Below are 26247 nucleotides of genomic sequence, written 5' to 3'. Positions count from 1 at the left end.
CCGTTCGGAGCGGTCCCTACTAGACTCAGGTCTCTCCGTTGTCCAACGACGACGGAGTCGACGACGCAAGGAGGAACGGGTGGCCCTGCTGACCCGCATTCGGGGACCCCGCGACCTGGACCGACTCAGCCCGGGGCAGCTCAGCGTCCTGGCCGAGGAGATCCGGGGCTTCCTGGTCGAGGAGGTGTCCAAGACCGGCGGCCACCTCGGTCCCAACCTCGGCGTGGTCGAGCTCACCCTGGCCCTGCACCGGGTGTTCGACTCCCCGAAGGACCGGATCCTCTTCGACACCGGCCACCAGAGCTACGTCCACAAGCTGCTCACGGGCCGTCAGGACTTCTCCCGGCTGCGGGTCAAGGGCGGCCTGTCCGGCTATCCGTCCAGGGCCGAGTCCGAGCACGACGTGATCGAGAACTCGCACGCCTCCACCGTGCTCGGCTATGCCGACGGCCTGGCCAAGGCCAACGAGCTGCAGGGGCTGACCGACCGCAGCGTGGTCGCGGTGATCGGCGACGGCGCGCTGACCGGCGGGATGGCCTGGGAGGCGCTGAACAACATCGCCGAGGCCCAGGACCGTCCGCTGATCATCGTGGTCAACGACAACGAGCGCTCCTACTCGCCCACCATCGGCGGCATGGCCAACCACCTTGCCACCCTGCGCACCACCCAGGGCTACGAGCGCTTCCTCAGCTGGGGCAAGGACGCGCTGCAGCGCACCCCGGTGGTCGGCCAGCAGATCTTCGAGACCCTGCACGGCGCCAAGAAGGGCCTCAAGGACTTCATCGCCCCGCAGGGCATGTTCGAGGACCTCGGCCTGAAGTACATCGGCCCCATCGACGGCCACGACGAGCAGGCCCTGGAGTCCGCGCTGAAGCGCGCCAAGGGCTTCGGCGGGCCGGTCATCGTGCACTGCCTGACCCAGAAGGGCCGCGGCTACCGTGCCGCCGAGCAGAACGAGGAGGACCGCTTCCACGCCGTGGGGGTGATCCACCCCGACACCGGCCTCCCCGTGAAGACGGCCGGACAGGACTGGACCTCGGTCTTCGGCGAGGAGATGGTGGCGCTCGGCCGCGAGCGCCGCGACCTGGTCGCCATCACCGCCGCCATGCTGCACCCGGTCGGCCTGGCCCCGTTCGCCAAGGAGTTCCCCGAACGGACGTATGACGTCGGGATCGCCGAGCAGCACGCCGCGGTGAGCGCGGCGGGCCTGGCCACCGGCGGGCTGCACCCGGTGGTCGCGGTCTACGCGACCTTCCTCAACCGCTGCTTCGACCAGGTCCTGATGGACGTGGCCCTGCACCGCTGCGGGGTCACCTTCGTGCTGGACCGGGCCGGGGTCACCGGCACCGACGGCGCCAGCCACAACGGCATGTGGGACATGTCCATCCTCCAGGTCGTCCCCGGCCTGCGGCTGGCCGCGCCGCGCGACGCCGACCAGCTCCGGGCCCAGCTGCGCGAGGCGGTGGCGGTGTCGGACGCGCCCACCGTGGTCCGCTACTCCAAGGGCAGCGTCGGCCCGGCGATCCCGGCCGTGGGCCGGATCGGCGGCATGGACGTGCTGCGCGACAGCGGCGAGCCGGTCGGCTCGGTGCGCGCCGACGTCCTGCTGGTCGCGGTCGGGGCGATGGCCGCGACCTGCCTGGAGGCCGCCGAGCTGCTGGCCGCCCAGGGGATCAGCAGCACCGTGGTCGACCCGCGCTGGGTCAAGCCGGTCGACCCGGCCCTGCCGGGGCTGGCCGCCGAGCACCGTGTCGTGGTCACCGTCGAGGACAACGGCCGGGTCGGCGGCGTCGGCGCGACGATCGCGCAGGCGCTGCGCGACGCCGGGGTGGACGTGCCGCTGCGCGACTTCGGCATCCCGCAGGAGTTCCTGGACCACGCCTCGCGCAACGAGATCCTGGAGCAGATCGGGCTCACCGGTCCCGCCATCGCCGAGCGGGTGGCCGGCGTCGTCGCCAAGGTCACGGCGGCCGCCGCGGTCTGATCAGCGGGTTCGTCCGCCAGGGCCAAACCCGCCTGCGTGACCACGGAGTCACCGGGTAGCGTGGCCCTTGTGTCGAATCAGCCGCCGGACCGCCGCCGCTCGTCCGAGCTGAGGATGAACGGCGGCTCAGCCGCTCTGCCGCTGGGCAGCCTCTCGCTGGGCGCCCTCGGCATCATGGTCGCGCGCGCCCGCGAAGCGCTGCGCACGGGCTACTGGGCCCGGCTGGTGCCCCTGTACGGGGCGCTGGCCGTGCTCACCCATCTGCCGTCGTTCGCCCGTACGGTCTGGAGCCCGGACGAGGGCTACCTCGCCACCCAGGCCAGAATGCTGGCCGGCGGCGGGGTGCTCTACGACACCGTGGTGGACCGGAAGCCGCCGCTGCTGCCCTGGCTGTACGAGGGCGCCTTCGCCCTCTTCGGCTCGACCTCGCTGTGGCCGCTGCGGGTACTCGCCATCGGCGCGCACCTGGCCACGGCCGTACTGCTGGCCGCCATCGCTCGCAAGCGCTGGGGCAACCGGGCCGGCGCCGCCGCGGGCGCGCTGTACCTGCTGGTCTCCATCGGCCTGTCGCCGGAGGACAGCCAGGCGGCGACCTTCGAGGTCTTCATGCTGCCGGCCACCGCCGCCGCCTTCTGGTTCGCCCAGAACCGCCGCTGGGGCCCGGCCGGGGCGGCGGTGGCCGCCGCCGGGCTGACCAAGCAGACCGGCGGCGCCGTGCTGTTCGCCGTGCTCTGGCTGCTGCGCCAGGACAGCCGCAGGCCGGGCGGCTCCCGGCCGCGTACCTCGCTGGCGGCGCTGGCCTTCGGCTTCGGGCTGCCGGTGACGGTGATCGCGCTCTCCACCGGAGTCAAGAACTTCGCCTTCTGGGTGATCACCGGCAGCAGCGAGTACGCCTCGCTGGACGGCGCCTGGCTCAACATGCTCGGCCGGGCCTTCGGCAACGCCGCGATCCTGGCGGTCGCCGCGCTGGGGCTGCTGGTGCCGCTGGCCCGCCGCTGGCGCCGGGTGCGGGAGGACGTCGACCTGTGGATCTGGTTCGGATCCTCCGGGCTCGGCGTGATCACCGGGTTCCACTTCTTCGGCCACTACTACCTGCAGCTGATCCCGCCGCTGGTGCTCCTCGGGGTCGGCGCCGTGGCCAAGGGGGCGGCCCGCTGGAAGCCGGTGCTGGTGTACTCGCTCGCGGCCAGTGCCGCCTTCGTGGTCCTCGGCTTCCTCTGGCCGCACCAGCCGCTGCAGCACGCCGAGTCGGTGGCCGCCGAGGTGACCAAGGACACCAAGCCGCAGGACTCGGTGCTGGTCTGGGGCATGCACCCGGAGATGTACTGGCTGGCCGACCGCAAGCCGGCCACCCGCTATCTCACCGCGGGTCTGCTCACCAACTACTCCGGCGGCCGGAACCCCGAGAGCGTGGGCGTGGCCGACGGCATGGCCAACGCCTGGAAGACCTTCGACGCGGAGATGTCCGAACAGCTGCCCGAGGTGGTCGTGGACGACTCCGGCAGCGCACCGTACGCCCCCAGGTACATCGCCCCGATGCAGGCCCTGCTGGCGGCCCACTACCAGAAGGTGGGCACCGACGGCACCACGGTGATCTACCGGCTCAAGGATCCGCAGACCTGCCGCGTCCCCGGGTGAAGGACTCCCAGCCGGCCATGGCATCCTGTCGGGTGCACGGCTGGACGGCGAGGAGAGAGAACCACGGTGAAGCGCTCCGCAGGCAAGGTCCCGGCGGTCGACGGGACGAAGCAGGACCAGGTGGGTGCGGTCGGCACCGGCGACACGGTGCGGCGCAGTTCCACCGGCCGCTGGGTGGTGGCCGGGATAGGCGTGGTCGCGGTGTTCGTCGCCGCGGGCTTCGTCGGCTCGCTGGTCCGCGACCACAAGTCCAAGCAGCTCAGCCCGCCGGCCACGGCCACCGGGACGCAGAACCTCGCGGTGCCGGTCTGGGGCCACGCGGCGGTCACCCTGACCGTCTACGAGGACATGCGCGACCCGGCCTCGCTGGCCTTCGCCGAGCAGTACGACGCCACGCTGGCGCAACTGGTCGCCTCCGGGGCGGCCAATGTCACCTACCGCGAGACCACCGGAACGGACGCGGCCCACGGCGGTACCGGCTCGCTGCAGGCCGGGAACGCGCTGGCCTGTGCCGTCGACACCTCGGTCGCCGACTTCGCCCAGTACCGCAAGGTGCTGCTGGAGCACCAGCCCGCGGATGTGACCGACGACGCCTACGCCTCGAACGCGAAGCTGATCTCTCTGGCCAAGAAGGTCAAGGCGCTGGACACCGACGTCTTCCGTGCCTGCCTCGACAAGGGCGACCACAAGGTGTGGGTGCAGGACTCGCAGAAGAACTTCACCGCCGCCGGATACGGCAGCGCCCCGGTGCTCACCATGGCCACCACCGGCGACAGCACGCCCGTGGTCCTGGTCGGCAACGGTTCCAAGGCCACCCTGAAGCAGCTCACCGACACGGTGATCAACGCGGCGAAGGTCGCCCCGCTGCCCAGCGAAGCCGCGGTGGTGACCGCCCCGAGCGCCTCCGCGTCGGCCTCGGCCTCGTCAAGCACTCCCTGACGGAAGAATCGGGTGTGGCCCGCTCTTACCGGACCCCACCGCGGGGCGTAACTCGTCCCGCGCAGACACGTCCCGCTCACGCCTACCGAGCGGGACGTGCTTCGACTGGCAGCATCACAGATGGACCGACGTGCCGCTGACGGCTCCGGCTCCACCCATGCGACCCAACCGTGACCCATCGTCACTCCGAGGGGAATCCGCGATGCGCTGGTCAGAGCACGCCATCTGGTGGCAGGTCTATCCGCTGGGCTTCACCGGGGCCGAACCGCAGGCGCAGCCGCCCGACGCGCCGCCGGTGCACCGGCTGTCCCGGATCGCCGACTGGCTGGACTACCTGGTCGGGCTCGGCTGCAACGGCCTGGCGCTGGGCCCGGTCTTCGCCTCGGAGACGCACGGCTACGACACCGTCGACCATCTGCGGATCGACTCCCGGCTGGGCACTGAGGACGATCTGCGCCGCCTCGTCGACCAGGCCGCCGAACGCGGGGTGCGGATCGTCCTCGACGGTGTGTTCAACCACGTCGGCCGGGGCTTCCCGGCCTTCGCCGACGTGGACGCCCGCGGCCGGGACTCCCGGTACGCCACCTGGTTCACCGTCGACTCCGCCACCGGCGACTACCGCACCTTCGAGGGGCATCACCAGCTGGTGGCCCTCAACCACGAGGAACCCGCCGTGGCCGACCATGTGGTGGAGGTGATGTGCCACTGGCTGGGGCTGGGCGTCGCCGGATGGCGACTGGACGCCGCCTACGCCGTCCCGCAGGCCTTCTGGCGCACCGTCACCGACCGGGTCCGGGCCCGTTTCCCGGACGCCTGGTTCGTCGGCGAGGTGATCCACGGGGACTACCCGGCCTTCGTGGACAAGGGCGGCCTGGACTCGGTCACCCAGTACGAGCTCTGGAAGGCGCTGTGGAGCTCCTGCAACGACCGCAACCTCTACGAGCTGGCCTGGGCGCTGGACCGGCACAACACGCTGCTGGACACCTTCGTCCCGATGACCTTCCTCGGCAACCACGATGTGACCCGGATCGCCAGCAGACTGGACGACGAGCGGCACCTGGCCCCGGCCCTCGCCGTGCTGCTCACCCTCGGCGGGCATCCGTCCGTCTACTCGGGCGACGAGCAGGCGTTCCGCGGGGTCAAGGAGGAGCGGGTCGGCGGGGACGACGCCGTCCGCCCGGCCTTCCCCGCGCTGCCGAGCGGCCTGGCCCCGTACGGCGCCGTGCACCACCGGCTGCACCAGCAGCTGATCGGCCTGCGCCGGCGCCACCCCTGGCTGACCCGGGCCCGCAGCACGGTCCGGCTGCTGACCAACACCACCCTGGTGTACACGCTGAGCGAGGGGCGGCAGAGCCTCGCCGTGGCGCTCAGCCTGGGGGAGGAGCCGGTCCGGCTGCCGCTGCCCGAGGGAGGGTGGCAGCATGCCGCCGGCCCCGGTGCCGTGAACCACGGCGAGGCCGAACTCCCCACGGCCGGCTGGCTGGTGGCTACGGCAGCCGGGCCGACCGCGGCGGCGCGCTGACCGGGCGCCCGGCCCGGAGGACCGCGAGCGGCCGGGCGCCGACGCTGCGGCGCAGTTCCCGCTCGGTCTCCGGGCAGTCGATCAGTTGGCTGAGCGGGTGCACCGAGATGCCCTGGGCCGCCAGCGCGTACCAGACCCGCAGCAGCTCACGCCCAGCGCGGATGATGTCTTCGGCGGTCTCGTGGCTGCCGCTGAGGACCAGCACGCTGCCCTCGCCGCGGAGCAGGCCGGACTGGGTGGCCGCCAGCACCGGCGCCAGCGGCCGGCTCGCGTGCGCGGCCAGGACCGCCCGCAGCGCGAGCGCCTCGGGCCGCGACATTGCCAGTGCCTCGTAGGTCAGACCGTCCTGGTGGTAACGGGGGTGACCTGGCGTCAGCCGCAGCCACGAGCGCAGCTCGGCGGCGACCCTGGGGGCGGACCAGAGCCAGCGGTCGGCCCGGACCGCGAGGCCGGCCAGCTCGTGCCCGGGCAGTTCGGCCAACCCGGCGGTGGTCAGCTGGAGCCTGGCGCGGGCGATCTCCTCCGGGTCGAGCCGCCCGGCCCGGTGCCCGCCCCGGGCACAGCCGCGCGCGGCGATGTCGTCGGCGGTGAAGTCGGTGGCATAGCGGGAGTCCGCGGGGACCAGCCGGGCGACGGTACGGCCGACCTCGTCGACCTGGATCTCCGCTCGGACGTCCAGGCCCGCGTCGGCGGCGGCGATCAGCCAGGTCTCGACATAGCCGCCGAGGCAGAGGTGGAGGTCCCGTCGGGTGGGGTCGCCGACCGGCAGCGAGCGGGCCGGGTCCCAGCCGATGGTGAGCGCGGACTCGCCGTAACTGACGCTCCAGGGCTGGGCGTTGTGCGGGCTCGGCGCGCGGGCGGCGAGGGGCGCCAGGGCGCGGAGGTCCTCGGTCCAGGTCATGACGGCTTGCCCAGGTGCCTCACCGGGCGGGCGGGGAGGCCGCGTTCGGTCTCGGTGCTGAGCGGGGCGAAGGTGTCGACATGGTTGAGCGCACCGTCCTCCGCGCGCCAGACGCCGTTGGTGTAGCCATGCGCGTCGGCGGTGTAGATCCTGATCCACCCGGCGGTCGCCCGCTTGGCGCCCTCGTCGGTGAGCCAGCACATCAGCCGGGCATGAGCGGTGCCTCGGGCGAACTTCAGCAGTTCGTCGCGGTCGCTGAAGAAGGCGATGGTGCCCAGGGTGAAGGGCGCGCGCCAGTACACCTTGTGCCAGACGTAGCCCTTCATCCGCTTCATCTCGCGGACCATCCGCAGCCAGCCCGGCCCGAGGGCCAGGATCGACCACAGCCCGGAGTACTGGGTCGCCCCCACGAACATCGCACCGGCCTGGGCCGGCGGCGGCGCGAGCGAGAAGTCGTCACTGCGCATCCGGCTCAACTCTCCTTGACCAGATAGGTGTTCTTGATGCGGGTGCCGCCGACGAAGGGCCCGGTGCCGTGCGGGTGGATCCGTACCGCGATCTCCGCCGCCGAGGCGTCCTCGGCCATCGACTGGGCGAAGTCCCGGCTGCAGGAGGCGAGATGACGGAGCACCCCGGCCCGGCATGCCTTGGCAAGCTGTTCCCGCTCCGGATCGGTCTCCACGGCGCCCGGCCGCAGCTGCACATGCACGACGGGACGGGACTCCAGATCGGCGCCCTCCTCCAGCCCGAGCGCGAACCCCTCGATGGCGTCGGCCAGCGGATTGTCCTGGTAGAGCCCGTACTCGACGTCCTGGGGGTAGATGTTGGCGCCCATGTAGGAGACGGTGGAGTCGGCCCGCCCGTAGAGGAACAGCAGCGGCAGCTGCATCCGCTCGCGCAGATGGGTGCGGGTGGCCTGCTCCAGCAGTTCGGGGCGGTCGGCGGCGAGTGCGGTGATCCGCTCCCAGGCCTCGGGGAAGCTGAGCAGGGTGCCCTCGTCGCCGATGTTGTAGCGCAGCTTGGGGGCCATCACGGCGGTGGAGTTGATGGTGCAGAGGATCTCCCCGGTGCGTCCCTCGCCGGTGGTCTCCAGATAGGTCTCCAGCGGGTTGTACTGGAACACCATGGGCAGCCGCTGCTCGTCCGGGCCGAGGAAGGCCGTACGGAACGCGGCGTCCTCGCGGATCCGGCGGCGCAGCCAGACGCTGAAGGTGGTCTCGCCGCCCATGCCGATCGTCAGGTCCGAGGCTCCGTACCCGGAGCGGACCTTGGCGAACACATCGCCGACGTAGTCGCGCAGGGCCTCGGTCATCCCCTCGCCGCCGACCATGGCCGCCATGCGATACCCCTTGAACCACGTTTCCCCGGCCAAGCGGTCCCGGAGGTGCTTCAGGAACGGGGGATAGGCGGTGACCAGGTAGTCGTAGCGCGGTCCGAAGTGGCGCAGGGTGTCGACGATCTTGTCGAGGTCGGGGCCGGTGTTCTTGACGGTGGCGATCCTCGCCACCGCGATGCCGGTGTTGGTGCCGGTGGCCCAGGCGCCCATCGAGTAGGCGTTGATCACGAACAGCCGCCGGGAGGGGAACACCAGCGAGGTGTACCCGGCGACATTGCGGTGCACGGTGTTCAGCTCGCGCCGGCTGCGCACCCAGTTGTACGGGGTCCCGGACGACCCCGAGGACTCGTCCACCACGCTGCCCGCGACCTCGACCCGGCCCTTCCAGCAGCGGGCGTCCTCCGGGTACGCCTTGACGTAGCCCACCTTGTCGGTGGGCGGGTACGAGGCCAGCGAGAACCAGCGGAACCGCCAGCCCCCGCGCTCCAGGTGCTCCCGGTAGGCAGGGACGTCCAACGCGGCGAACTGGCAAGTCATCCAGGCGTGCAGGCGGGCGAAGTCGCCCATCCACGGCCGGTAGTTGCGCGCTATCGCCCGCCAGATCGCAGGGTGCGAGCGGTAGACCCGGTACATCCCGGTCAACCCGAAGCTCAGGATGCGAAGCATCCATTGGCGCAGAAAGGTCCCCATGAACCAAGACTGACGGCGCATCAGCGCGGAAGGAACCGTACGGATACCTAACTTGCGCTGAGTAGTGCACCACTCACCAGGGGGCGCGGGGAACTGCGCTGCCAACCATGCACCTCCGTAGAGGGCTGGTCGCGCAGTTCCCCGCGCCCCCTGTGGGTCTTAAGCAGGCACGCTGGCAATCCCGGGTGCCAGGAACGGCTTGCCGTTCACCCGCTGGGAGACCCCGCTGCGGTCCAGGTAGGGAGTGATCCCGCCCAGGTGGAAGGGCCAGCCCGCGCCGGTGATCAGGCACAGGTCGATGTCCTGTGCCTCGGCCACGACACCCTCGTCCAGCATCAGCGCGATCTCCTGCGCCACCGCGGTGAGGGCCCGGTCGAGAACCTGCTCCGGCGTCAGCACCACGTCGCCGACCTGCAGCAGCGCTGCCACCTCGGGGTCGATCTCCTGCTGCCCGGAGGCCCAGGTGTAGAACCCGCGCTTGCCGGCCGCGACGACCCGGCGCAGGTTCTCGGAGACGTTGAACCGCTCCGGGAACGCCCCGTGCAGCGTCTCCGACACGTGCAGCGCGATGGCCGGGCCGACCAGCTCGATCAGCACGATCGGCGACATGGGGAGCCCCAGCGGCTCCACGCCCTTCTCGATCGTGTCGATCGGGGTGCCCTCGTCGATGACCGTCTGGATCTCGCCCATGAAGCGGGTGAGGATGCGGTTGACCACGAACGCCGGGGCGTCCTTGACCAGCACGCCGGTCTTCTTCAGCTTCTTGGCCACGCCGAACGCCGTGGCCAGCGAGGCGTCGTCGGTGCTCTCGCCCCGGACGATCTCCAGCAGCGGCAGCACCGCGACCGGGTTGAAGAAGTGGAAGCCGACGACCCGCTCGGGGTGCTCCAGCTTGGCGGCCATCTCGGTGACCGACAACGAGGAGGTGTTGGTCGCCAGGATGCAGGTCGGCGAGACCACGGCCTCGACGTCCGCGAACACCTGCTGCTTGACGCCCAGCTCCTCGAACACGGCCTCGATCACGAAGTCCGCGTCGCCGAACGCGGCGGCCTTGTCCAGCGAGCCGGTGACCAGGCCCTTGAGCCGGTTGGCGCCGTCCTGGTTGAGCCGGCCCTTGGCCTGCAGCTTGTCGATCTCGCTGTGGACGTAGCCCACGCCCTTGTCGACCCGCTCCTGGTCGATGTCGGTGAGCACCACCGGCACCTTGAGCTGACGGGCGAACAGCAGCGCCAGCTGCGAGGCCATCAGTCCCGCGCCGACGACGCCGACCTTGGTGACCGGACGGGCCAGCGACTTGTCCGGCGCGCCGAAGGGGCGCTTGCCGCGCTTCTGCACCAGGTTGAAGGCGTAGATGCCGCTGCGCAGCTCTCCGCCCATGATCAGGTCGGCCAGCGCCGCGTCCTCGGCGTCGAAGCCGGCCTGGAGGTCGCCATCCTTGGCGGCGGCGATGATGTCCAGTGCCCGGTACGGGGCCGGGGCTGCGCCGTGCACCTTGGAGTCGGCGATGGCGCGGCCGTGCGCGACCGCCGCGTCCCAGGCCTCGCCGCGGTCGATCTCCGGGCGCTCGACGACGGTCTCGCCCTTGAGCACGGTGGCGGCCCAGAGCAGCGACTGCTCCAGGAAGTCGGCCGGGGCGAACACCGCGTCGGCGATGCCCAGGTCGAACACCTGCTTGCCCTTGAGCTGGCGGTTCTGCGAGAGCGAGTTCTCGATGATGACCGAGATCGCCTTCGCCGGGCCGATCAGGTTGGGCAGGATGGTGCAGCCGCCCCAGCCGGGGACCAGGCCGAGGAAGCACTCCGGCAGCGAGAACCCCGGGACGCCTGCGCTGATCGTGCGGTAGTCGCAGTGCAGGCCGATCTCGACGCCGCCGCCCATCGCCGCACCGTTGTAGAAGGTGAAGGTCGGGACGGGCAGTGCGGCGATCCGCTTGAAGACGTCGTGGCCGCCCTTGCCGATGGCCAGCGCGTCGCTGTGCTCCTTGAGCACCTCGACGCCCTTGAGGTCGGCGCCGACCGCGAAGATGAACGGCTTGCCGGTGATGCCGACGGCGGCGATCTCGCCGGCCGCGGCCTCACGCTCGACCTGGTCCAGCGCCTCGCTCAGCTTTGCCAGCGAGCCGGGGCCGAAGGTGGTCGGCTTGGTGTGGTCGAAGCCGTTGTCCAGCGTGACCAGCGCGAAGCGGCCGGCCCCGAGCGGCAGGTCCAGGTGACGCACGTGGGCGCTGGTGACGACCTCGTCCGGGAACAGCTCGTGAGCGCGCTTCAGCAGCTCAGTGGTGTCGCTCATCACTTGCCACCCTCGACGTGGTTGGGGTTCTCCCAGATGACCGTTCCGCCCATGCCCATGCCGATGCACATGGAGGTCAGGCCGTAGCGGACGTCGGGGCGCTCCTCGAAGCGCCGCGCCAGCTGGGTCATCAGCCGGACGCCGGAGGAGGCCAGCGGGTGGCCGTAGGCGATCGCGCCGCCGTACGGGTTCACCCGCTCGTCGTCGTCGGCGAGGCCGAAGTGGTCCAGCATGGAGAGGACCTGGATGGCGAAGGCCTCGTTGATCTCGAACGCGCCGATGTCGGCGATGGTCAGACCGGCCTGGCGCAGCGCCTTCTCGGTCGCCGGGACCGGGCCGATGCCCATGACCTCGGGCTCCACGCCGACGAAGGCGTAGGAGACCATGCGCATCTTGACCGGCAGGCCCAGCTCGCGGGCCACGTCCTCGGCGGCGATCAGCGAGGCGGTGGCGCCGTCGTTGAGTCCGGCCGCGTTGCCCGCGGTGATCCGGCCGTGCGGACGGAACGGGGTCTTCAGACCGGCCAGCATCTCCATGGTGGTGCCCGGGCGCATCGGCTCGTCGACCGTGGCCAGGCCCCAGCCGGTCTCTCCGGCCGCCTCGTTGGTACGGCGCACCGCGACCGGCACCAGGTCGGGCTGGATGACGCCGTTGGCGTACGCCTTGGCGGCCTTCTCCTGGCTGCGGACGGCGTAGGCGTCGCAGCGCTCCTTGGTCAGGTGCGGGAACCGGTCGTGCAGGTTCTCCGCGGTCATGCCCATGAACAGCGCCGACTCGTCGACGATCTTCTCGGACATGAAGCGGGGGTTGGGGTCCACGCCCTCGCCCATGGGGTGGCGCCCCATGTGCTCGACGCCGCCGGCGATGGCGATGTCATAGGCGCCGAAGGCGATGCCGCCGGCGACCGAGGTGGCGGCGGTCATCGCACCGGCGCACATCCGGTCGATGGAGTAGCCGGGCACCGTCTTCGGCAGGCCGGCCAGCAGCGCCGCGCTGCGGCCCAGGGTGAGGCCCTGGTCGCCGATCTGCGTGGTGGCGGCGATGGCCACCTCGTCCACGCGGGCCGGGTCCAGGCTCGGGTTGCGGCGCAGCAGCTCGCGGATGGCCTTGATCACCAGATCGTCGGCGCGGGTCTCCGCGTAGATGCCCTTCGGTCCGGCCTTGCCGAACGGGGTGCGGACGCCGTCGACGAAGACGACGTCCCTCGCGGTACGAGGCACGGTGGCTCTCCTCCCAAGTCCCCATGTGGGGGCCCAAATGTCGTAGCGGCCCTGCTGGACCGGTCCGGGCAGACGTCGGCCGCACTGGGTCGACGACGTCCCTGGAAGAGATGCTACCTGCTAGTAACTTCGTTTCCCATACCGAACCCGGAGCAGTCCTCCGGGCGCCCTGCGGCAGGTCAGCCCTGGCCGTTGAAGGGAGCAGTCGCGACGCCCGGGGCAGGGGTGCGGGCCTGCGCGAACGCCTTGGCGAGCACCGGCGCGACCAGCTCGGACTGCCAGCCGCGCGCACCGTGGCCGCGCAGCGCCGCGGCGACCGCCTCGGCGGTGGCGGGTGCGGGCGGGGCCCAGGAGACCCGGCGCACCAGGTCCGGCGAGACCAGGTTCTCCTGCGGGAGGTTCAGCGACTCGGCGAGCGTTCCCACCGCGCTGCGCGCGCCCGCGAGCCGGGCGGCGGCCAGCGGGTCCTTCTCGGCCCAGGAACGCGGCGGCGGCGGGCCCTCGTGCGGGGCCGACGGGGGCGGCAGCTGCGCCTCGGGGACGGCCCGGGCCGACTCGACGGCCGAGAACCACTGCTCCAGCGCCCGGCGGTGCACCCGCGGGCCGAAACCGGGCAGCGCCTGGAGTGCGTGGATGTTGGCCGGCATGGCCAGCGCGGCGGCGACGATGGCGGCGTCGGAGAGGATCCGTCCCGGCGAGATGTCGCGGTCCCGGGCGACCCGGTCGCGGGTCTGCCACAGCTCCTTGACCGCGGCCAGCTGCCGGCGGCGGCGCACCTTGTGCACGCCGGAGGTCCGGCGCCAGGGGTCCACTCTGGGTGCGGGGGGTCCGGCGGCGGCGATCGCGGCGAACTCCTCCTTGGCCCAGTCCAGCTTTCCCTGGGCGTCCAGCTCCGCCTCCAGCGCGTCCCGCAGGTCCACCAGGACCTCGACGTCCAGCGCCGCGTAGCGCAGCCACGGCTCGGGCAGCGGCCGGGTGGACCAGTCGACGGCCGAGTGCCCCTTCTCCAGGGTGAAGCCCAGCACGCTCTCGACCATCGGTCCCAGGCCGACCCGGGGGAAGCCGGCGATGCGTCCGGCCAGCTCGGTGTCGAACAGCGAGGTCGGCCGCATGCCCAGCTCGGCCAGGCAGGGCAGGTCCTGGGTGGCGGCGTGCAGCACCCACTCGGTGTCGGCCAGGGCCGCGCCCAGCGAGGAGAGGTCGGGGCAGCCGACCGGGTCGATCAGGGTGCTGCCGGCGCCCTGGCGGCGCAGTTGCACCAGGTAGGCGCGCTGGCCGTAGCGGTATCCTGAGGCCCGTTCGGCGTCGATGGCGACCGGGCCGGTCCCGGCTGCGAAGCGGGCGACGACCTCGGCGAGAGCCGTGGCGTCGGCGACCACCGGGGGGATGCCCTCACGCGGCTCCAGCAGCGGAATCGGACCGCCGGCCTCCGGGGCGTCGGCCCCGTCGCCGGCAGCCTGGCTGCCTGTGGCGTCGTCGGTGCTGTCGGTGGTGGCTTCGCGGGCGTCGGTCACGCGCCAAGCCTACGCCCGTGCGCCTGCCCGTCCGCCTGCGTGCACAGGGTCGCACAGGGGTCGCACGGTCGTGGCGGCCTGGCCCCGCGCTCGCCGAGGGCCCCTGGTGTGCCGTCCGCACAAGGGCGGCGCCTCACCGCAGGGGAGCGGAGGAACGTTCCCTCATACGGTGAGGCGCTGGTCGTACTAGTGGATGATCCCAGTGCGCAGGGCGACCGCCACCATCCCGGCGCGGTCGCCGGTGCCGAGCTTGCGCGCGATCCGGGCGAGGTGGCTCTTCACGGTGAGTGCGGACAGGCCCATGGCGACGCCGATGGCCTTGTTGGACTGCCCCTCGGCGACCAGGCGGAGCACCTCCACCTCGCGCCCGGACAGCTCGCGGTAGGCGGGCGGCGGGGGAGTGCCGGGGGCGCCCTGGGCGGTTCCGGGCGCGCTGCCCGGTGCGCCGGCGGGCATTCCCGGACGGCGCAGGTGGCCCGACAGGCCAGGTCGGCCGCCCAGGCCGGGGGCGCCGGCCATCCCCGGACGCTGCGGCAGGCCGGTGTTGACCCGGGTACCGGTGACCACGTAGCCCTTCACCCCGCCGGCCAGCGCGCTGCGGACCGCGCCGATGTCGTCGGCCGCGGACAGGGCCAGGCCGTTGGGCCAGCCCGCGGCGCGGGTCTCGGCGAGGATCGCCAGCCCCGATCCGTCGGGGAGGTGGACGTCGGCGATGCAGATGTCGCGCGGGGTGCCGACCCGGGGGCGGGCCTCGGCGAGTGAGGAAGCCTCGATCACGTCGCGAACGCCCAGGGCCCAGAGGTGCCGGGTGACCGTGCTGCGGACCCGGGGGTCCGCGACGACCACCATGGCGGTGGGCTTGGTCGGACGATAGGCGACCAGGTTTGCGGGGTGCTCGAGAAGAACAGACACCAGGCCTCCTGAGGGATGGCTCGAAGACCCGGTCAGTTGCAGATGGGGTGGGGTCCTCGGGTGGAAAGGGTCACTGACTGCTTCGGCATGATGGTTGCCCGGCTTTAGCGAATGATCACGATTGAGTGAGCGTCAAATCGGGCACTTCGTGCATTTTGACCAACTCGACCGAGCGTAAGTCACCCTAAAGTGATCAAAAGCGGTCGACACGCCGAACGCCTGCCCGAATTTCTTCGGTCTGCCTTCTCGGGTCAGAGCGGGCGACGGCGCATCGGCATCGGGACCACGCCGGCCGCGCCGGACCCGGACGCGGCGGGTCCGGCCGAGGCCGTGGGCAGGGCCGGGGGCAGGGCCGGGGGCAGTCCGGCGCACTGGCAGAGCAGCTCGCACCAGGCCCGCAGGTGCTCGGCGAAGCCGCCGCCGGGGAGGTCGTGCGGCAGTGGGGTCCAGGAGGCGCGGATCTCGATCTCGGTGGAGCCCTCGCGCTCGGCGAGGCCGCCGAAGTACTGCGAGGAGCAGCGCGTGACCGTGCCGCTGGGCTCGGTCCAGCGGGCGCCCTGCTGGGCCAGCGCGTCCATCAGCCAGGACCAGCCGACCTCGCCCAGCAGCGGGTCCGAGCCCATCTCCGGCTCCAGCTCGGCGCGGCCCATCGAGACCAGCCGGAACTCGCCGTTCCAGGCCTCGTGGCCGCCCGGCTCGTGCAGCAGCACCAGCCGCCCGTCCGCCAGTTCCTCCCCGTCCACCTCCACCGTGGCGGTCAGGGCGTATGCGAAGGAGGCCAGTTTGCGCGGTGCCGGGGTGTCGCCGATGACCACCTCGGGGCGCAGCCGCGTTCCGCGCAGCGCCTCCACGGCCTCGCGGAAGACCGGCGGTACGCCGGGGGTTCCGTCCTCACTCGCTGGGTGCCCGCTGACCGCTGCCATGCCGGAAGAGTAAGACGCGGGCACCTTCGCGTGCGGGAGGCACCACGGGCGGGCGTGAGCAGCGTTCCGCGCGTGCGAGGATTTGTCGCGTGAGCGACAGCGGGAGTGAGACGGTGGCCAAGTCCGGTGCGGTGCAGGAGTCGGCGTTCCTTCGGGCCTGCCGGGGCGAGGAGGTGCCGCACACCCCGGTGTGGTTCATGCGCCAGGCCGGGCGGTCGCTGCCCGAGTACCTGAAGATCCGCGAGGGCATCGCCATGCTGGACTCCTGCATGATGCCGGAGCTGGTCAAGGAGATCACCCTGCAGCCGGTGCGCCGCCACAACGTGGACGCCGCGATCTACTACAGCGACATCATGGTGCCGCTCAAGGCCATCGGCGTGGATCTGGAGATCAAGCCCGGCATCGGCCCGGTCGTCGCCAACCCGATCCGCAGCCGCGCCGACCTGCAGCAGCTGCGGCCGCTGGAGCCCGGGGACGTGACCTATGTCACCGAGGCCATCGGCCTGCTCACCGCCGAACTGGGCGGCACCCCGCTGATCGGCTTCGCCGGCGCCCCCTACACGCTGGCCAGCTACCTGGTCGAGGGCGGCCCGTCCAAGAACCACGAGAACACCAAGGCGCTGATGTACGGCGACCCGGAGCTGTGGCATGAGCTGCTGGACCGGCTCGCCGACATCACCGCCGCCTTCCTCAAGGTGCAGATCGAGGCCGGAGCCTCGGCGGTGCAGCTGTTCGACTCCTGGGTCGGCGCGCTGGCCCCCGACGACTACCGCCGCTCGGTGATGCCGGCCAGCGCCAAGGTGTTCGACGCGGTCGCCGGGTACGGGGTGCCCCGGATCCACTTCGGCGTGGGCACCGGTGAGCTGCTCGGACTGATCGGCGACGCGGGTGCGGACGTCGTCGGCGTCGACTGGCGGGTCCCGCTGGACGAGGCCGCCCGCCGGGTCGCCCCGGGCAAGGCGCTGCAGGGCAACCTCGACCCGACGCTGCTGTTCGCCCCGGAGCGGGCGATCCGTGCCAAGACCGAGGAGGTGCTGGCGGCGGCCGAGGCGAGCGGACGTGGGCACGTCTTCAACCTCGGCCACGGGGTGCTGCCCAGCACCGACCCCGACACCCTGACCCGCCTGGTCGCCCACGTCCACGAGGCCACCGCCCGGAGCTGACGGGTCAGTCGGAGGAGGAGGACGGGCCGTTCCCGGCCGGCTCCGGCTGAGCCTCGTGCTGCTGCTCCGCGTCCTTCTGGGGCCGCTGCCGACGCCTGGCGAGGACCTGGACCAGCCACATCAGCAGCCCGATCGGCACCAGGAACGGCAGCACGGCCGAGAGGGCGACCAGCAGCCAGCGGAACGTCAGGTAGAGGGCGTGCCAGCCGCTCTTCAGGGCCGAACCCGCCGCACCGCCCACGCTCTTGCCGTGCGGCGCGGCCGGGGCGGTCGCCTTGGCGTAGAGCTCCAGAGTCACCGTCGACATCGACGTCTGCGACGCCAGGGCCTGCTGCTGCGCCTCCAGCGACTCCAGGTCCGACTCGCGCTGGGTGAGGTCCTGCTCCAGCGCGGTGACGTCGGCGATGCTCTGAGCCTTGGCGTACAGCGCCCGCACCCGGTCCACGCTGGCCTGCTCCGACTTCACCCGGCTGTTGATGTCCACGACCTGCTGGGTGACGTCCTGCGCCGCGCGCTGCTGCGCCAGCACCGTGCCGAAGGTCAGCAGTTGGTTGTAGACGCCGTCGTAGGCGGCGGCCGGTACCCGCAGCACCAGCTGCGCGGACTCCCCGCTGGCGTCGGTGGGCGTCGCGAGGGACTGGGTCGTCGAGCCGCCGCCGGTGGCGGTCGAGGCCTGCGGGTAGGGGACGTAGGGGAGGGTGCCCACGGTGCCGGTGACCTCCGAGTCGACATAGCCGCCCACCGACTTCACCAGCGTCTCGGCCAGTTTCGCGGCCGCGGCCACCCCGCCGGTGCGCAGCTGGATCTCACCGGTGTAGATCATCGACCGCGCCGCCTGCGCGGCCTGCAGCTGCGCCGAGGTCGTGCCGCCGGTGGTCTTGGCGCCGCTGCCAGCGTTGCCCGCGGCGGCCTTGTCGGCGGCTCCCGCCTGCGGCGCTGCCCCGGGGGCCCGGACCGCCGCGTTCCCGGCCGAGCTCGCGCTGCTCCCTCCGCTCGTCCCGCACGCTCCGAGCGCCAGTCCGCCCGCCAGCACCATGGCTCCGAGCGCCGTACCCCGGCGTCTGTTCTGCTTCATGTCCTGTTCTCCCCGCCTTCCCGGGCCCGCCATCGGCGGGCAGATCCGGCGATTGGACCCCGCGACCGCGCGGCGGGTTCCCGACGCGGCGTCACGTCGAGGTCACGATTCGGGCGCCCAACCGCGTGTGCGAGAGTGAAGGGCATGCACAGTACAGGTTCCCTGCCCCATGTCGTGGTCGTCGGCGGCGGTATCGCCGGTCTTGCCGCCGCCGCGCGGCTGTCCGGCGCCGACGGCTCGCCCCGCAGCGCCCGGGTCACCCTGCTGGAGGCAGGCGACCGGTTCGGCGGCAAGCTCAGAACCGGCGAGCTGGCGGGCATTCAGGTCGACCTCGGCGCCGAGTCCATGCTGGCCCGCCGACCGGAGGCGGTCGAACTGGCCCGCGCCGTCGGCCTGGGCGACGCCTTGCAGCCACCGGCCACGGCCAAGGCCGCGATCTGGACCCGGGGCGCGCTGCGCCCGATGCCCACCGGACACGTGATGGGCGTGCCCGGGGACCTGGACGCGCTCGCCGCCTCCGGCGTGGTCTCGCCCGAGGGCCTGGCCAGGATCAGCGAGGACCTGGATCCCGACCGTCCGGCGTCGGACGTCGGCGACGATGTCGCCGTGGGCGCCTACATTGCCGAACGGCTCGGCCGCGAGGTCGTCGACCGGCTGGTCGAGCCGTTGCTCGGCGGGGTCTACGCCGGCCACGCCGACCAACTGTCGCTGCGCGCCGCCGTTCCGCAGCTGCTGGCCACCGCGCGCGGCGGCGGTTCGCTGGTCCAGGGCGTACGTGCGCTGCAGGCTGCCAATCGGGCCAATCCGGCCAATCCGGCCCCGGTCTTCCAGGGCATCGACGGCGGCATCGGCCGGCTCCCGCTCGCCGTCGCGGACGCCTGCCGCGCCGCCGGGGTCGAGCTGCGGCTCGGCGCCGAGGTGCGCGCGCTGCGCCGTACCGTCGACGGGTGGCAGGTCCGCGCCGGGGAGGAGCTGCTGACGGCCGACGCGGTCGTCCTCGCCGTGCCGGCCCCGGCCGCGGCGCGGCTGCTGGCCGACGAGGCCCCGGCCGCCTCGGCCGAGCTGGCCGCCGTCGAGTACGCCGGAATGGCGCTGGTCACGCTGGCCTTCCACCGCTCCGAGCTGGGCGGACTCACCGGCAGCGGCTTCCTGGTGCCGCCGGTCGACGGACGCTCGATCAAGGCCTCCACCTTCTCCAGCAACAAGTGGCGCTGGCTGGCCGAGGCCGCCCCCGACACCTTCGTGCTGCGCACCTCCGTCGGCCGGCACCGCGAGGAGCAGGACCTCGACCGGGACGACGCCGACCTGGTCGCCCGCTCGCTGCGGGACCTCGCCGAGGCCGCCGGCATCACCGCCGTGCCCTTCGCCAGCACGGTCACCCGCTGGCGGGCCGGACTGCCGCAGTACCCGGTCGGGCACCTGGACCGGGTCGACCGGATCGAGAAGGAGGTCACCGCACTGCCGGGGCTGGCCCTGTGCGGGGCGGCCTACCAGGGCGTCGGCATCCCCGCCTGCATCGCCGGCGCCTGGCGGGCGGCAACCCTGGTGCAGGGGGCGCTCGCCCGGGAAGGGACAATGGGCGCATGACGGAAAGCAGTGAGAACAAGCCGAAGGCCCGCGACCTCAACAAGGTCATCCGGTACACCCTGTGGTCGGTGTTCCGGCTCAAGGACGTGCTCCCGGACGACCGCACCGCCCACGCGGCCGAGGTCGAGGAGCTCTTCGCGCAGCTCGCCGAGAAGGACGTCACCGTCCGCGGCACCTACGACGTCTCCGGGCTGCGCGCCGACGCCGACCTGATGATCTGGTGGCACGCCGAGGACAGCGACGACCTGCAGGAGGCGTACAACCGCTTCCGCCGTACCCGGCTGGGCCGCGCCCTGGAGCCGGTCTGGTCGAACATGGCGCTGCACCGCCCGGCCGAGTTCAACAAGTCGCACATCCCCGCGTTCCTCGCGGACGAGACCCCGCGCGACTACGTCTGCGTCTACCCCTTCGTCCGCTCCTACGAGTGGTACCTGCTGGAGGACGCCGAGCGCCGCCGGCTGCTGATGGAGCACGGGATGCTGGCCCGCGGCTACCCCGACGTGCGCGCCAACACGGTCGCCTCCTTCGCGCTGGGCGACTACGAGTGGCTGCTGGCGTTCGAGGCCGACGAGCTCTACCGCATCGTCGACCTGATGCGCGACCTGCGCGCCTCCGAGACCCGGCGGCACGTCCGCGAGGAGGTGCCCTTCTTCACCGGGCGCCGCAAGCCGGTCGCAGAGCTGCTGGCCGGTCTGGCCTGAGCCGTCGTCACACAGTGCGGCGCTGACGAAGCGTCACCGGGCAGCGTCCGCGCCGCACCTGCCCCGGCCCCTAGTGGGTGCCGGAGGCCGATCTCCAGCGGTCCCGGCGCGCGGGCACGGCGTCGCGGCCGACTGACGGCCTGTCAGGAAGCCTGCGGGCCAGGGCGTTGACGGCGACGATGACGACGACGCCGACCACGCACAGCACGGCGGTGCCCAGCAGCGGCGGATTGCGGTCCAGCCCCTGGTTGCCCTGGATGCTGTCGTCGGCCCAGCCGAGCGTCGCCACGGTTCCGAGCGCGAGCGTCAGCAGCAGCGCCCAGGACATCAGCCGGTTGGCGGGTGCGAGCCCGGACCTGCTGCGGCGCTGCCCCCGGACCGCGCATCTCACCAGGTTCAGCGAGGCCGCACCCACAGCGGCTCCGGAAACGGCGAACGAGACGTCAAGGCTCACCCCGCACCTCCAAAGGCAGAGGAGCCGGGTCCCCCGCACCCGGCTCCATGCTGCTGAGCATCTCCCCGGGTTGTCGATGGGGGAAGAGGCGGCCGCAATTCTCAGAGCTAGATTTGAGCTTTCCTGCGGCGCGTCGCGCAACTTGCTCCCTTCGCCCCTTTCGCGGCCCAGCGGCCCGGCGGGCCGTCAGTGTGCGGTCAGTGTGCGGGGGTGGACTGCACGGTGGCCTGAACGGACGGCAGCAGGGCCTGGACGACCTGCTCCGGGTCGAGCGCGGTGACCGCGGGGAGCCGGATCAGATAGCGGGTCAGGGCGAGTCCGAGCAGCTGCGTGGTGAGCACCGGGGCCACCGCGGCGGCCCGCGGGCCGAGCGCGGCGCCCAGCGCCGGGGCCACCTGCGTCGCGAAGATCTCGTGCATCCGCAGCGCGGCCCGCTCATTGGTGACCGCCGAGCGCAGCAGCACCAGCAGCGCGTCGTCGGCCGGATCGCTCTCCCAGCGGGCGAGGAAGTGGCGGATCAGCGTTGCGGCCAGATCCTGCGGGGCGACGGCGCTGAGGTCCGGCAGTCGCAGGTCGATGGCGAGAGCGGCGTCGAACAGCCGCTCCTTGCTGCCGAAGTAGCGCATCACCATGGACGGGTCGATGGCGGCGTCGGCCGCGACGGCGCGGATGGTGGTGCGCTCGTAGCCGTCGGCGGCGAAGCGGTCGCGGGCCGCGCGCAGGATGGCGGCCTTGGTGCGGTCCGAGCGCTTCTCCGCGGTGCCGGACGCGCGGGGCTCGTGGTCGGAAGTCATGCCAACAACTGTAGGCCAACATGTGTTGACACTCAAGCGGGAGCTGCGACACAGTAATGCCAACAGACGTTGGCACGACCGTCGGAGGCTCGGATGAACGCCACAGCTCTTCCCGCAAGCACCACCGTCGCGATCGTCGGGGCCGGCCCCACCGGGCTCGCGCTGGCCGCCACGCTGGCCCAGGCCGGCATCGACCACGTCCTGCTCGACCGGCTGCCCGAGGGGGCCAACACCTCCCGTGCCGCCGTGGTGCACGCCCGCACCCTGGAGGTGCTGCACGAGCTCGGGGCGGACCGGGAACTGATCGCCCGCGGCCTGAAGATCGACCGCTTCACCGTCCGCGACGGCGCCCGCACGCTGCTCTCCACCACCTTCGGCAAGCTGCCCACGCCGTACCCGTACGCCCTGATGGTGCCGCAGGACCGGACCGAGGCGGTGCTGCTGGCGCGGCTGCGCGAGCTCGGCGGCGACGTCCACCGGCCGTACGAGGTCACCGGCGTGGTCCAGGACCAAGGCGGAGTCACCGTCACCACCGGCACCGGCGAGACCCTCCGGGCCGAGTACGCGGTCGGTGCCGACGGGATGCACAGCGCGGTCAGGGAGGCGGCCGGGATCGGCTTCGCCGGATCCGCCTACGGCGAGTCCTTCGTCCTCGCCGACGTCGAGATGGACTGGGCGCCGGGGGCGGAGGAGGTCTCGCTGGGCTTCGGCGCCCTCGGGATCAGCGTCGTCGCCCCGCTCCCCGGCGGTCACTACCGCGTCGTCGCCACCGTGGCCGAGGCCCCCGCCGAGCCCGACCTGGCCTTCGTCCAGCGGCTGCTCGACGAGCGGGCCCCGGGGCAGGCGAAGGTCACCGCCGTGGCCTGGTCCTCCCGCTTCCGGGTGCACCACCGGGTCGCCGACCACTACCGCGCCGGACGGCTGTTCCTGGCCGGCGACGCCGCCCATGTGCACAGCCCGGCCGGAGGCCAGGGCATGAACACCGGCATCCAGGACGGCTACGCCCTCGGCCGGGCCCTCGCCGCCGCCGACCCGTCCCGCTACGAGCCCCAGCGCCGCCCGGTCGCCCTCCGCGTGGTCGCCTTCACCGACCGCATGACCCGCATCGCCACCACCCGCAACCCCCTGACCCGCACCCTCCGCAACACCCTCCTCCCCCTCCTCGCCCGCATCCCGGCCTTCCGCACCACCCTCACCACAGAACTCGCCGAACTCCGCTACCGCTAGCGGCAGTCGACCCTCGTGGACACGGCAGAGCCCCCGGTGCGAGGTCCGCGCACCGGGGGCTCCGTGCTGACTCAGCCCGCCGTGGGCCGCAGCTTCAGGGAGATGCTGTTGATGCAGTAGCGCTGGTCGGTCGGGGTGCCGTAGCCCTCGCCCTCGAAGACGTGGCCGAGGTGGGAGCCGCACTTGGCGCAGCGGACCTCGACCCGGCGCATGCCCATGGTGGTGTCCTCGATGTACTGCACCCGGTCCTCGGCGAGGGGGGAGAAGTAGGAGGGCCAGCCGCAGTGGCTGTCGAACTTGGTCTCGGAGCTGAAGAGCTCGTTGCCGCAGGCGCGACAGGAGTAGACGCCCTCGGTCTTGGTGTCGGTGTACTCGCCGACGCCCGGGCGCTCGGTGCCGGCCTGTCGCAGGACGGCGTACTCGGCCGGGGTGAGCTGCTCGCGCCACTCGGCGTCGGTCTTCTCGATCTCGTACGACATCAGGTGTCCTGCCTTTCAGGCGAGGCGGGCGAGGATCTCGGGTCCGAGGAAGGTGACGTCCCCGGCGCCCATGGTGAGAACAAGGTCGCCGTCCTTGGCCATTCCCGCGAGCAGGTCGGGCACGTCCGCGAGCGAGTGGGCCGGGGTGACGTCCGCGCCGTGGGCCCGGGCGGCGTCGATGACCAGGTCGCTGGTGACTCCGGGGACCGGGTCCTCGCGGGCCGGGTAGATGTCCAGGACGACCACCGCGTCGGCGTGGGACAGCGCCTCGCCCATCTCGGCGCCGAGCTGCTGGGTGCGGCTGAACAGGTGCGGCTGGAAGACGACCAGGACGCGTCCGTCGCCGGAGGCCGCGTTGATGGCCTCCAGGTCGGCGGCGATCTCGGTGGGGTGGTGGGCGTAGGAGTCGATCACCTGCACCCCGCGGACCTCGCCCTTGAGCTGGAGCCGGCGGCGCACGCCCTGGTAGCTGCTGAGCGCCTGGGCCAGCTCGGCCGCCGGGACGCCCAGGGCGACGCCGGCCGCGAGGGCGGCGACGGCGTTGTGGGCGTAGTGGCGACCGGGGACGGAGACCGTGAACGTCAGCTCGCTGCCGTCGACGCGGACGGTGACCTCGCTGGTCATCCCGTGCGCGGCGATCGAGAGGATGCGGACGTCGGCGCCCTCGGCCTCGCCGACCCGGACCACGGTCAGGCCCTCGCGACCGGCGACCCGCGCCGCGAGCTCTGCCGCGCCCGCGTGGTCGGAGTCCACGACCAGGGTGCCACCAGACACGATCCGCGCGACGAAGGCCTCGAAGGATTCGTAGATCTCGTCCATGGAGGCGTAGTTGGCGTGGTGGTCCAGCTCCACGTTGAGGACCACCGCGACCTCGGGGGAGTACTTCTGGAAGCTGCGGTCGCTCTCGTCGGCCTCGGCGACGAAGATCTCGCCGGTGCCGTGGTGGGCGTTGCTGCCGGGCTCGTTGAGGTCCCCGCCGATGGCGAAGGAGGGGTCCAGGCCCAGGGCGGTGAGGCTGACCGCGAGCATGCTGGTGGTGGTGGTCTTGCCGTGGGTGCCGGCGACGGCCAGCCCGCGGCTGCCCTGCATCAGCGCGGCCAGCGCGTCCGCGCGGTGGATCACCGGCAGGCCGCGCTCGCGGGCGGCGACCAGCTCCGGGTTGTCCTCGCGGATGGCACTGGAGACCACGATGCAGCTCGCCCCGGCCGGCAGGTGCTCGGCGGCGTGCCCGACGAACACCTCGGCGCCCAGCTGCTTGAGCGCCAGCACGACGGTGGACTCCTTGGCGTCGCTGCCGGAGACCGCGGCGCCGCGCAGCGCCAGGATCTTGGCCAGGCCGGACATGCCCGCGCCGCCGATCCCGATGAAGTGCGGTGCGGCGAGATCAGCGGCACTCGCGGGGGCAGGGGACGTCACTGAGGCTCTCCGAGGGTTGCGGCGGCACGGTCTGGCTCGATTCTGCCAGCAGTCGACGTCCGGTCAGTCCCTGCCGCCCCGCCCCGCCGGGCGTCAGTCCTGCTGGGCGAACAGCTGGAGCACCGGGACGCCGACCTTGTGCCGGGCCTGCGAGGCCCAGTCCCGATGGAACAGCCCTTCGATCCAGTGCGGCGCGGCCAGCACGATGACCTCGTCCGCGGACACGTCGGCGACCAGTGCCTTGAGGTCCTGCAGCGGGTTCTCCTCGACCACCCGTCCGGTGGCCTCCGCCCCGGCGGCCCGCAGTCCGTCCAGGGTGTGCGCCAGTCCGGCGGCCGCGGTGTCGACGGCCGCGGCGCCGTGCGGCTCGTCGCGCTCGTGGGCGGCGCGGTCCAGATAGCCGAAGGCCACGTCGTCGACGGCGCGCAGGAACTCGTCCTGCCGGCCGCGCGGCTGCATCAGCACATGGAACGACACCGGCTCGTCGCCGTGGAGAGTGGTGAGCAGCTCGACATCGGCGGCGGAGAGAGACTTCTCGATCAAAAGTACGGTGGTGAACACGCGCGTCCCTTCTTCCTTCTGCTTCCCCCGGCACCACTGGCACTGGCCTTATACTGCCCGGGCGGAACGGGGTGTCCCGTCATCCGCGCCCGGTAGGTGGACGATCCGCTTCCGTTAGGTGGGACTGTTCACGCTACGGGCGTACCTGGCAAAGAGGAAACCTTTCTCCTCAAGCAGCGACACCAGGTCCATCCGTTGGGTGAGCCCGGCCGGTCCGTTGGTGATCCTGGGCGCGTCCCCGGAGGCCACCAGCGGCGCCAGGGTGAGGCACAGCTCGTCCAGCAGGCCGTCCGCCGCCAGCTGGCCCAGCAGCCGCGGACCGCCCTCGGTGAGCAGCCGGGTCCAGCCGCGTTCGGCCAGGGCCGCCACCGCCGCTGCGAGGTCCACCCGCTCCTCCCCGGCGATCACCACGTCGGCCACCTTCCGGGTCGCCCTCAGCGCGTCCGCCGGGGCGCCGGCGCAGGTGATCACCAGGGTCGGCACCAGCGGCTCGGTGAACAGCGGCAGGTCCAGGTCCAGGTCCAGGCTGCGGGTGACCACGGCGATCGCGGCGGCGGGCTGCTGGCCGCGGCCCGCCCTGGCCTGCGCGAACTCGGCGCGGGCCCTGGCCGGCCGGTAGCCCTCGGCGCGTACCGTCTGGGCGCCTGCCAGCACCACGTCGGCGAGGGCCCGCAGCACCCCGAAGATCCGTTTGTCGCCCTCGGAGGAGAGGCCGTCGGAGAGCCCGTCCAGGCGGGAGGCGCCGTCCAGGCTCGCCACCATGTTGGCGCGGAGCCAGGGGCGGACGGGTCCCGAGGGGTCCGGGCGTTCGGTCGGCTCGGGGTAGGCGTAGGCCTCGGCCAGCCCGGTCAGGCTGGTGAGGTCTGTCACATCCGGGGTCTCCGGCAGCAGTCGACGCATAGTCGTGAGTCTTCCACGGGTG

The 26247-nt window shown here is 72.3% G+C and carries 23 protein-coding genes; 8 read left to right on the top strand and 15 right to left on the bottom strand.

Annotated features, from left to right (window positions below):
- The first annotated feature begins 79 nt into the window (after positions 1 to 79).
- The 4 genes from dxs (at position 80) to ABH941_RS15575 (ending at position 6083) form a co-directional block, all read left to right on the top strand.
- On the top strand, positions 80 to 1984 hold the full coding sequence (gene dxs / locus ABH941_RS15590; protein ID WP_370129762.1) for a 1-deoxy-D-xylulose-5-phosphate synthase: 1905 nt from the start codon (positions 80 to 82) through the stop codon (positions 1982 to 1984).
- 69 nt (positions 1985 to 2053) lie between these two features.
- Positions 2054 to 3622 (top strand): ArnT family glycosyltransferase, encoded by a 1569-nt coding sequence (locus ABH941_RS15585; protein WP_370129761.1) that lies wholly within the window; start codon positions 2054 to 2056, stop codon positions 3620 to 3622.
- A gap of 66 nt (positions 3623 to 3688) precedes the next feature.
- Positions 3689 to 4561, top strand: coding sequence for a thioredoxin domain-containing protein (locus ABH941_RS15580; protein WP_370129760.1), 873 nt, complete (start codon positions 3689 to 3691; stop codon positions 4559 to 4561).
- Between the two features lie 202 nt (positions 4562 to 4763).
- Complete coding sequence (locus ABH941_RS15575) at positions 4764 to 6083, top strand: alpha-amylase family protein (protein ID WP_370129759.1); 1320 nt, start codon at positions 4764 to 4766, stop codon at positions 6081 to 6083.
- Here the strand turns inward: ABH941_RS15575 and ABH941_RS15570 are convergent.
- The 8 genes from ABH941_RS15570 to ABH941_RS15535 form a co-directional block, all read right to left on the bottom strand.
- Positions 6049 to 6984 carry a hypothetical protein gene (locus ABH941_RS15570; protein ID WP_370129758.1) on the bottom strand — a complete coding sequence of 312 codons (936 nt, stop codon included), beginning with the start codon at positions 6982 to 6984 and terminating at the stop codon, positions 6049 to 6051. The two genes, ABH941_RS15575 and ABH941_RS15570, sit on opposite strands and share 35 nt — an antisense overlap.
- Positions 6981 to 7451, bottom strand: a complete 471-nt coding sequence (locus tag ABH941_RS15565; protein WP_370129756.1) for a DUF4188 domain-containing protein — start codon at positions 7449 to 7451, stop codon at positions 6981 to 6983. The genes ABH941_RS15570 and ABH941_RS15565 overlap by 4 nt, the downstream gene beginning before the upstream one ends.
- Positions 7452 to 7456: 5 nt before the next feature.
- Positions 7457 to 9010: a phenylacetate--CoA ligase family protein gene (locus ABH941_RS15560; RefSeq protein ID WP_370129754.1), complete on the bottom strand. Its 1554-nt coding sequence runs from the start codon at positions 9008 to 9010 to the stop codon at positions 7457 to 7459.
- A 159-nt stretch (positions 9011 to 9169) separates the two neighbouring features.
- Positions 9170 to 11299, bottom strand: a complete 2130-nt coding sequence (locus tag ABH941_RS15555; protein WP_370129753.1) for a 3-hydroxyacyl-CoA dehydrogenase NAD-binding domain-containing protein — start codon at positions 11297 to 11299, stop codon at positions 9170 to 9172.
- The gene (locus tag ABH941_RS15550) at positions 11299 to 12519 is read right to left on the bottom strand and encodes an acetyl-CoA C-acyltransferase (RefSeq protein WP_370129752.1); all 1221 of its coding nucleotides are present in this window, start codon (positions 12517 to 12519) and stop codon (positions 11299 to 11301) included. Before ABH941_RS15550 ends, ABH941_RS15555 begins: the two co-directional genes overlap by 1 nt.
- A gap of 179 nt (positions 12520 to 12698) precedes the next feature.
- On the bottom strand, positions 12699 to 14033 hold the full coding sequence (locus ABH941_RS15545) for an HRDC domain-containing protein (RefSeq protein WP_370129750.1): 1335 nt from the start codon (positions 14031 to 14033) through the stop codon (positions 12699 to 12701).
- Between the two features lie 186 nt (positions 14034 to 14219).
- On the bottom strand, positions 14220 to 14945 hold the full coding sequence (locus ABH941_RS15540) for a LuxR C-terminal-related transcriptional regulator (protein WP_370129747.1): 726 nt from the start codon (positions 14943 to 14945) through the stop codon (positions 14220 to 14222).
- 251 nt (positions 14946 to 15196) lie between these two features.
- Positions 15197 to 15868 carry a DUF3000 domain-containing protein gene (locus ABH941_RS15535; RefSeq protein WP_370129746.1) on the bottom strand — a complete coding sequence of 224 codons (672 nt, stop codon included), beginning with the start codon at positions 15866 to 15868 and terminating at the stop codon, positions 15197 to 15199.
- A gap of 89 nt (positions 15869 to 15957) precedes the next feature.
- Between ABH941_RS15535 and hemE the strand changes: the two genes are divergently transcribed.
- Entirely contained in the window at positions 15958 to 17031 is a 1074-nt protein-coding gene (hemE, locus tag ABH941_RS15530) for a uroporphyrinogen decarboxylase (RefSeq protein ID WP_370129745.1), read from the top strand.
- Positions 17032 to 17035: 4 nt separating this feature from the next.
- On the opposite strand, the gene ABH941_RS15525 is transcribed toward hemE, so the two are convergent.
- Entirely contained in the window at positions 17036 to 18106 is a 1071-nt protein-coding gene (locus ABH941_RS15525) for a DUF4349 domain-containing protein (RefSeq protein ID WP_370129744.1), read from the bottom strand.
- Between the two features lie 144 nt (positions 18107 to 18250).
- On the opposite strand from ABH941_RS15525, the gene hemG reads away from it, so the two are divergent.
- Both hemG and hemQ read left to right on the top strand, forming a co-directional pair.
- On the top strand, positions 18251 to 19693 hold the full coding sequence (hemG, locus tag ABH941_RS15520; protein ID WP_370129743.1) for a protoporphyrinogen oxidase: 1443 nt from the start codon (positions 18251 to 18253) through the stop codon (positions 19691 to 19693).
- A complete protein-coding gene (hemQ, locus tag ABH941_RS15515) occupies positions 19690 to 20394 on the top strand; it encodes a hydrogen peroxide-dependent heme synthase (RefSeq protein WP_370129742.1) in 705 nt (234 codons plus the stop codon). Before hemG ends, hemQ begins: the two co-directional genes overlap by 4 nt.
- A gap of 70 nt (positions 20395 to 20464) precedes the next feature.
- Here hemQ and ABH941_RS15510 read toward each other — a convergent pair whose 3' ends face one another.
- Both ABH941_RS15510 and ABH941_RS15505 read right to left on the bottom strand, forming a co-directional pair.
- On the bottom strand, positions 20465 to 20848 hold the full coding sequence (locus ABH941_RS15510; protein ID WP_370129741.1) for a hypothetical protein: 384 nt from the start codon (positions 20846 to 20848) through the stop codon (positions 20465 to 20467).
- Positions 20849 to 21045: 197 nt separating this feature from the next.
- Positions 21046 to 21642, bottom strand: coding sequence for a TetR family transcriptional regulator (locus ABH941_RS15505; protein ID WP_370129740.1), 597 nt, complete (start codon positions 21640 to 21642; stop codon positions 21046 to 21048).
- A 93-nt stretch (positions 21643 to 21735) separates the two neighbouring features.
- On the opposite strand from ABH941_RS15505, the gene ABH941_RS15500 reads away from it, so the two are divergent.
- Positions 21736 to 22869 carry an FAD-dependent monooxygenase gene (locus ABH941_RS15500; protein WP_370129739.1) on the top strand — a complete coding sequence of 378 codons (1134 nt, stop codon included), beginning with the start codon at positions 21736 to 21738 and terminating at the stop codon, positions 22867 to 22869.
- Positions 22870 to 22940: 71 nt separating this feature from the next.
- Here the strand turns inward: ABH941_RS15500 and msrB are convergent, their stop codons facing one another.
- From msrB to ABH941_RS15480, 4 genes are all read right to left on the bottom strand, one after another.
- A complete protein-coding gene (gene msrB / locus ABH941_RS15495; RefSeq protein WP_370129738.1) occupies positions 22941 to 23348 on the bottom strand; it encodes a peptide-methionine (R)-S-oxide reductase MsrB in 408 nt (135 codons plus the stop codon).
- A gap of 15 nt (positions 23349 to 23363) precedes the next feature.
- A complete protein-coding gene (murC, locus tag ABH941_RS15490) occupies positions 23364 to 24764 on the bottom strand; it encodes a UDP-N-acetylmuramate--L-alanine ligase (RefSeq protein ID WP_370129737.1) in 1401 nt (466 codons plus the stop codon).
- Positions 24765 to 24857: 93 nt separating this feature from the next.
- Positions 24858 to 25325 (bottom strand): indole-3-glycerol phosphate synthase, encoded by a 468-nt coding sequence (locus tag ABH941_RS15485; protein ID WP_370129736.1) that lies wholly within the window; start codon positions 25323 to 25325, stop codon positions 24858 to 24860.
- A gap of 114 nt (positions 25326 to 25439) precedes the next feature.
- Entirely contained in the window at positions 25440 to 26225 is a 786-nt protein-coding gene (locus tag ABH941_RS15480) for a pyrimidine reductase family protein (protein ID WP_370129735.1), read from the bottom strand.
- Between the last annotated feature and the right edge of the window lie 22 nt (positions 26226 to 26247).

Source organism: Streptacidiphilus sp. EB103A (assembly GCF_041261405.1).
In the GTDB taxonomy this organism is placed as follows: Bacteria; Actinomycetota; Actinomycetes; order Streptomycetales; family Streptomycetaceae; genus Streptacidiphilus.
This window is presented reverse-complemented; position numbering and strand designations above follow the sequence as displayed.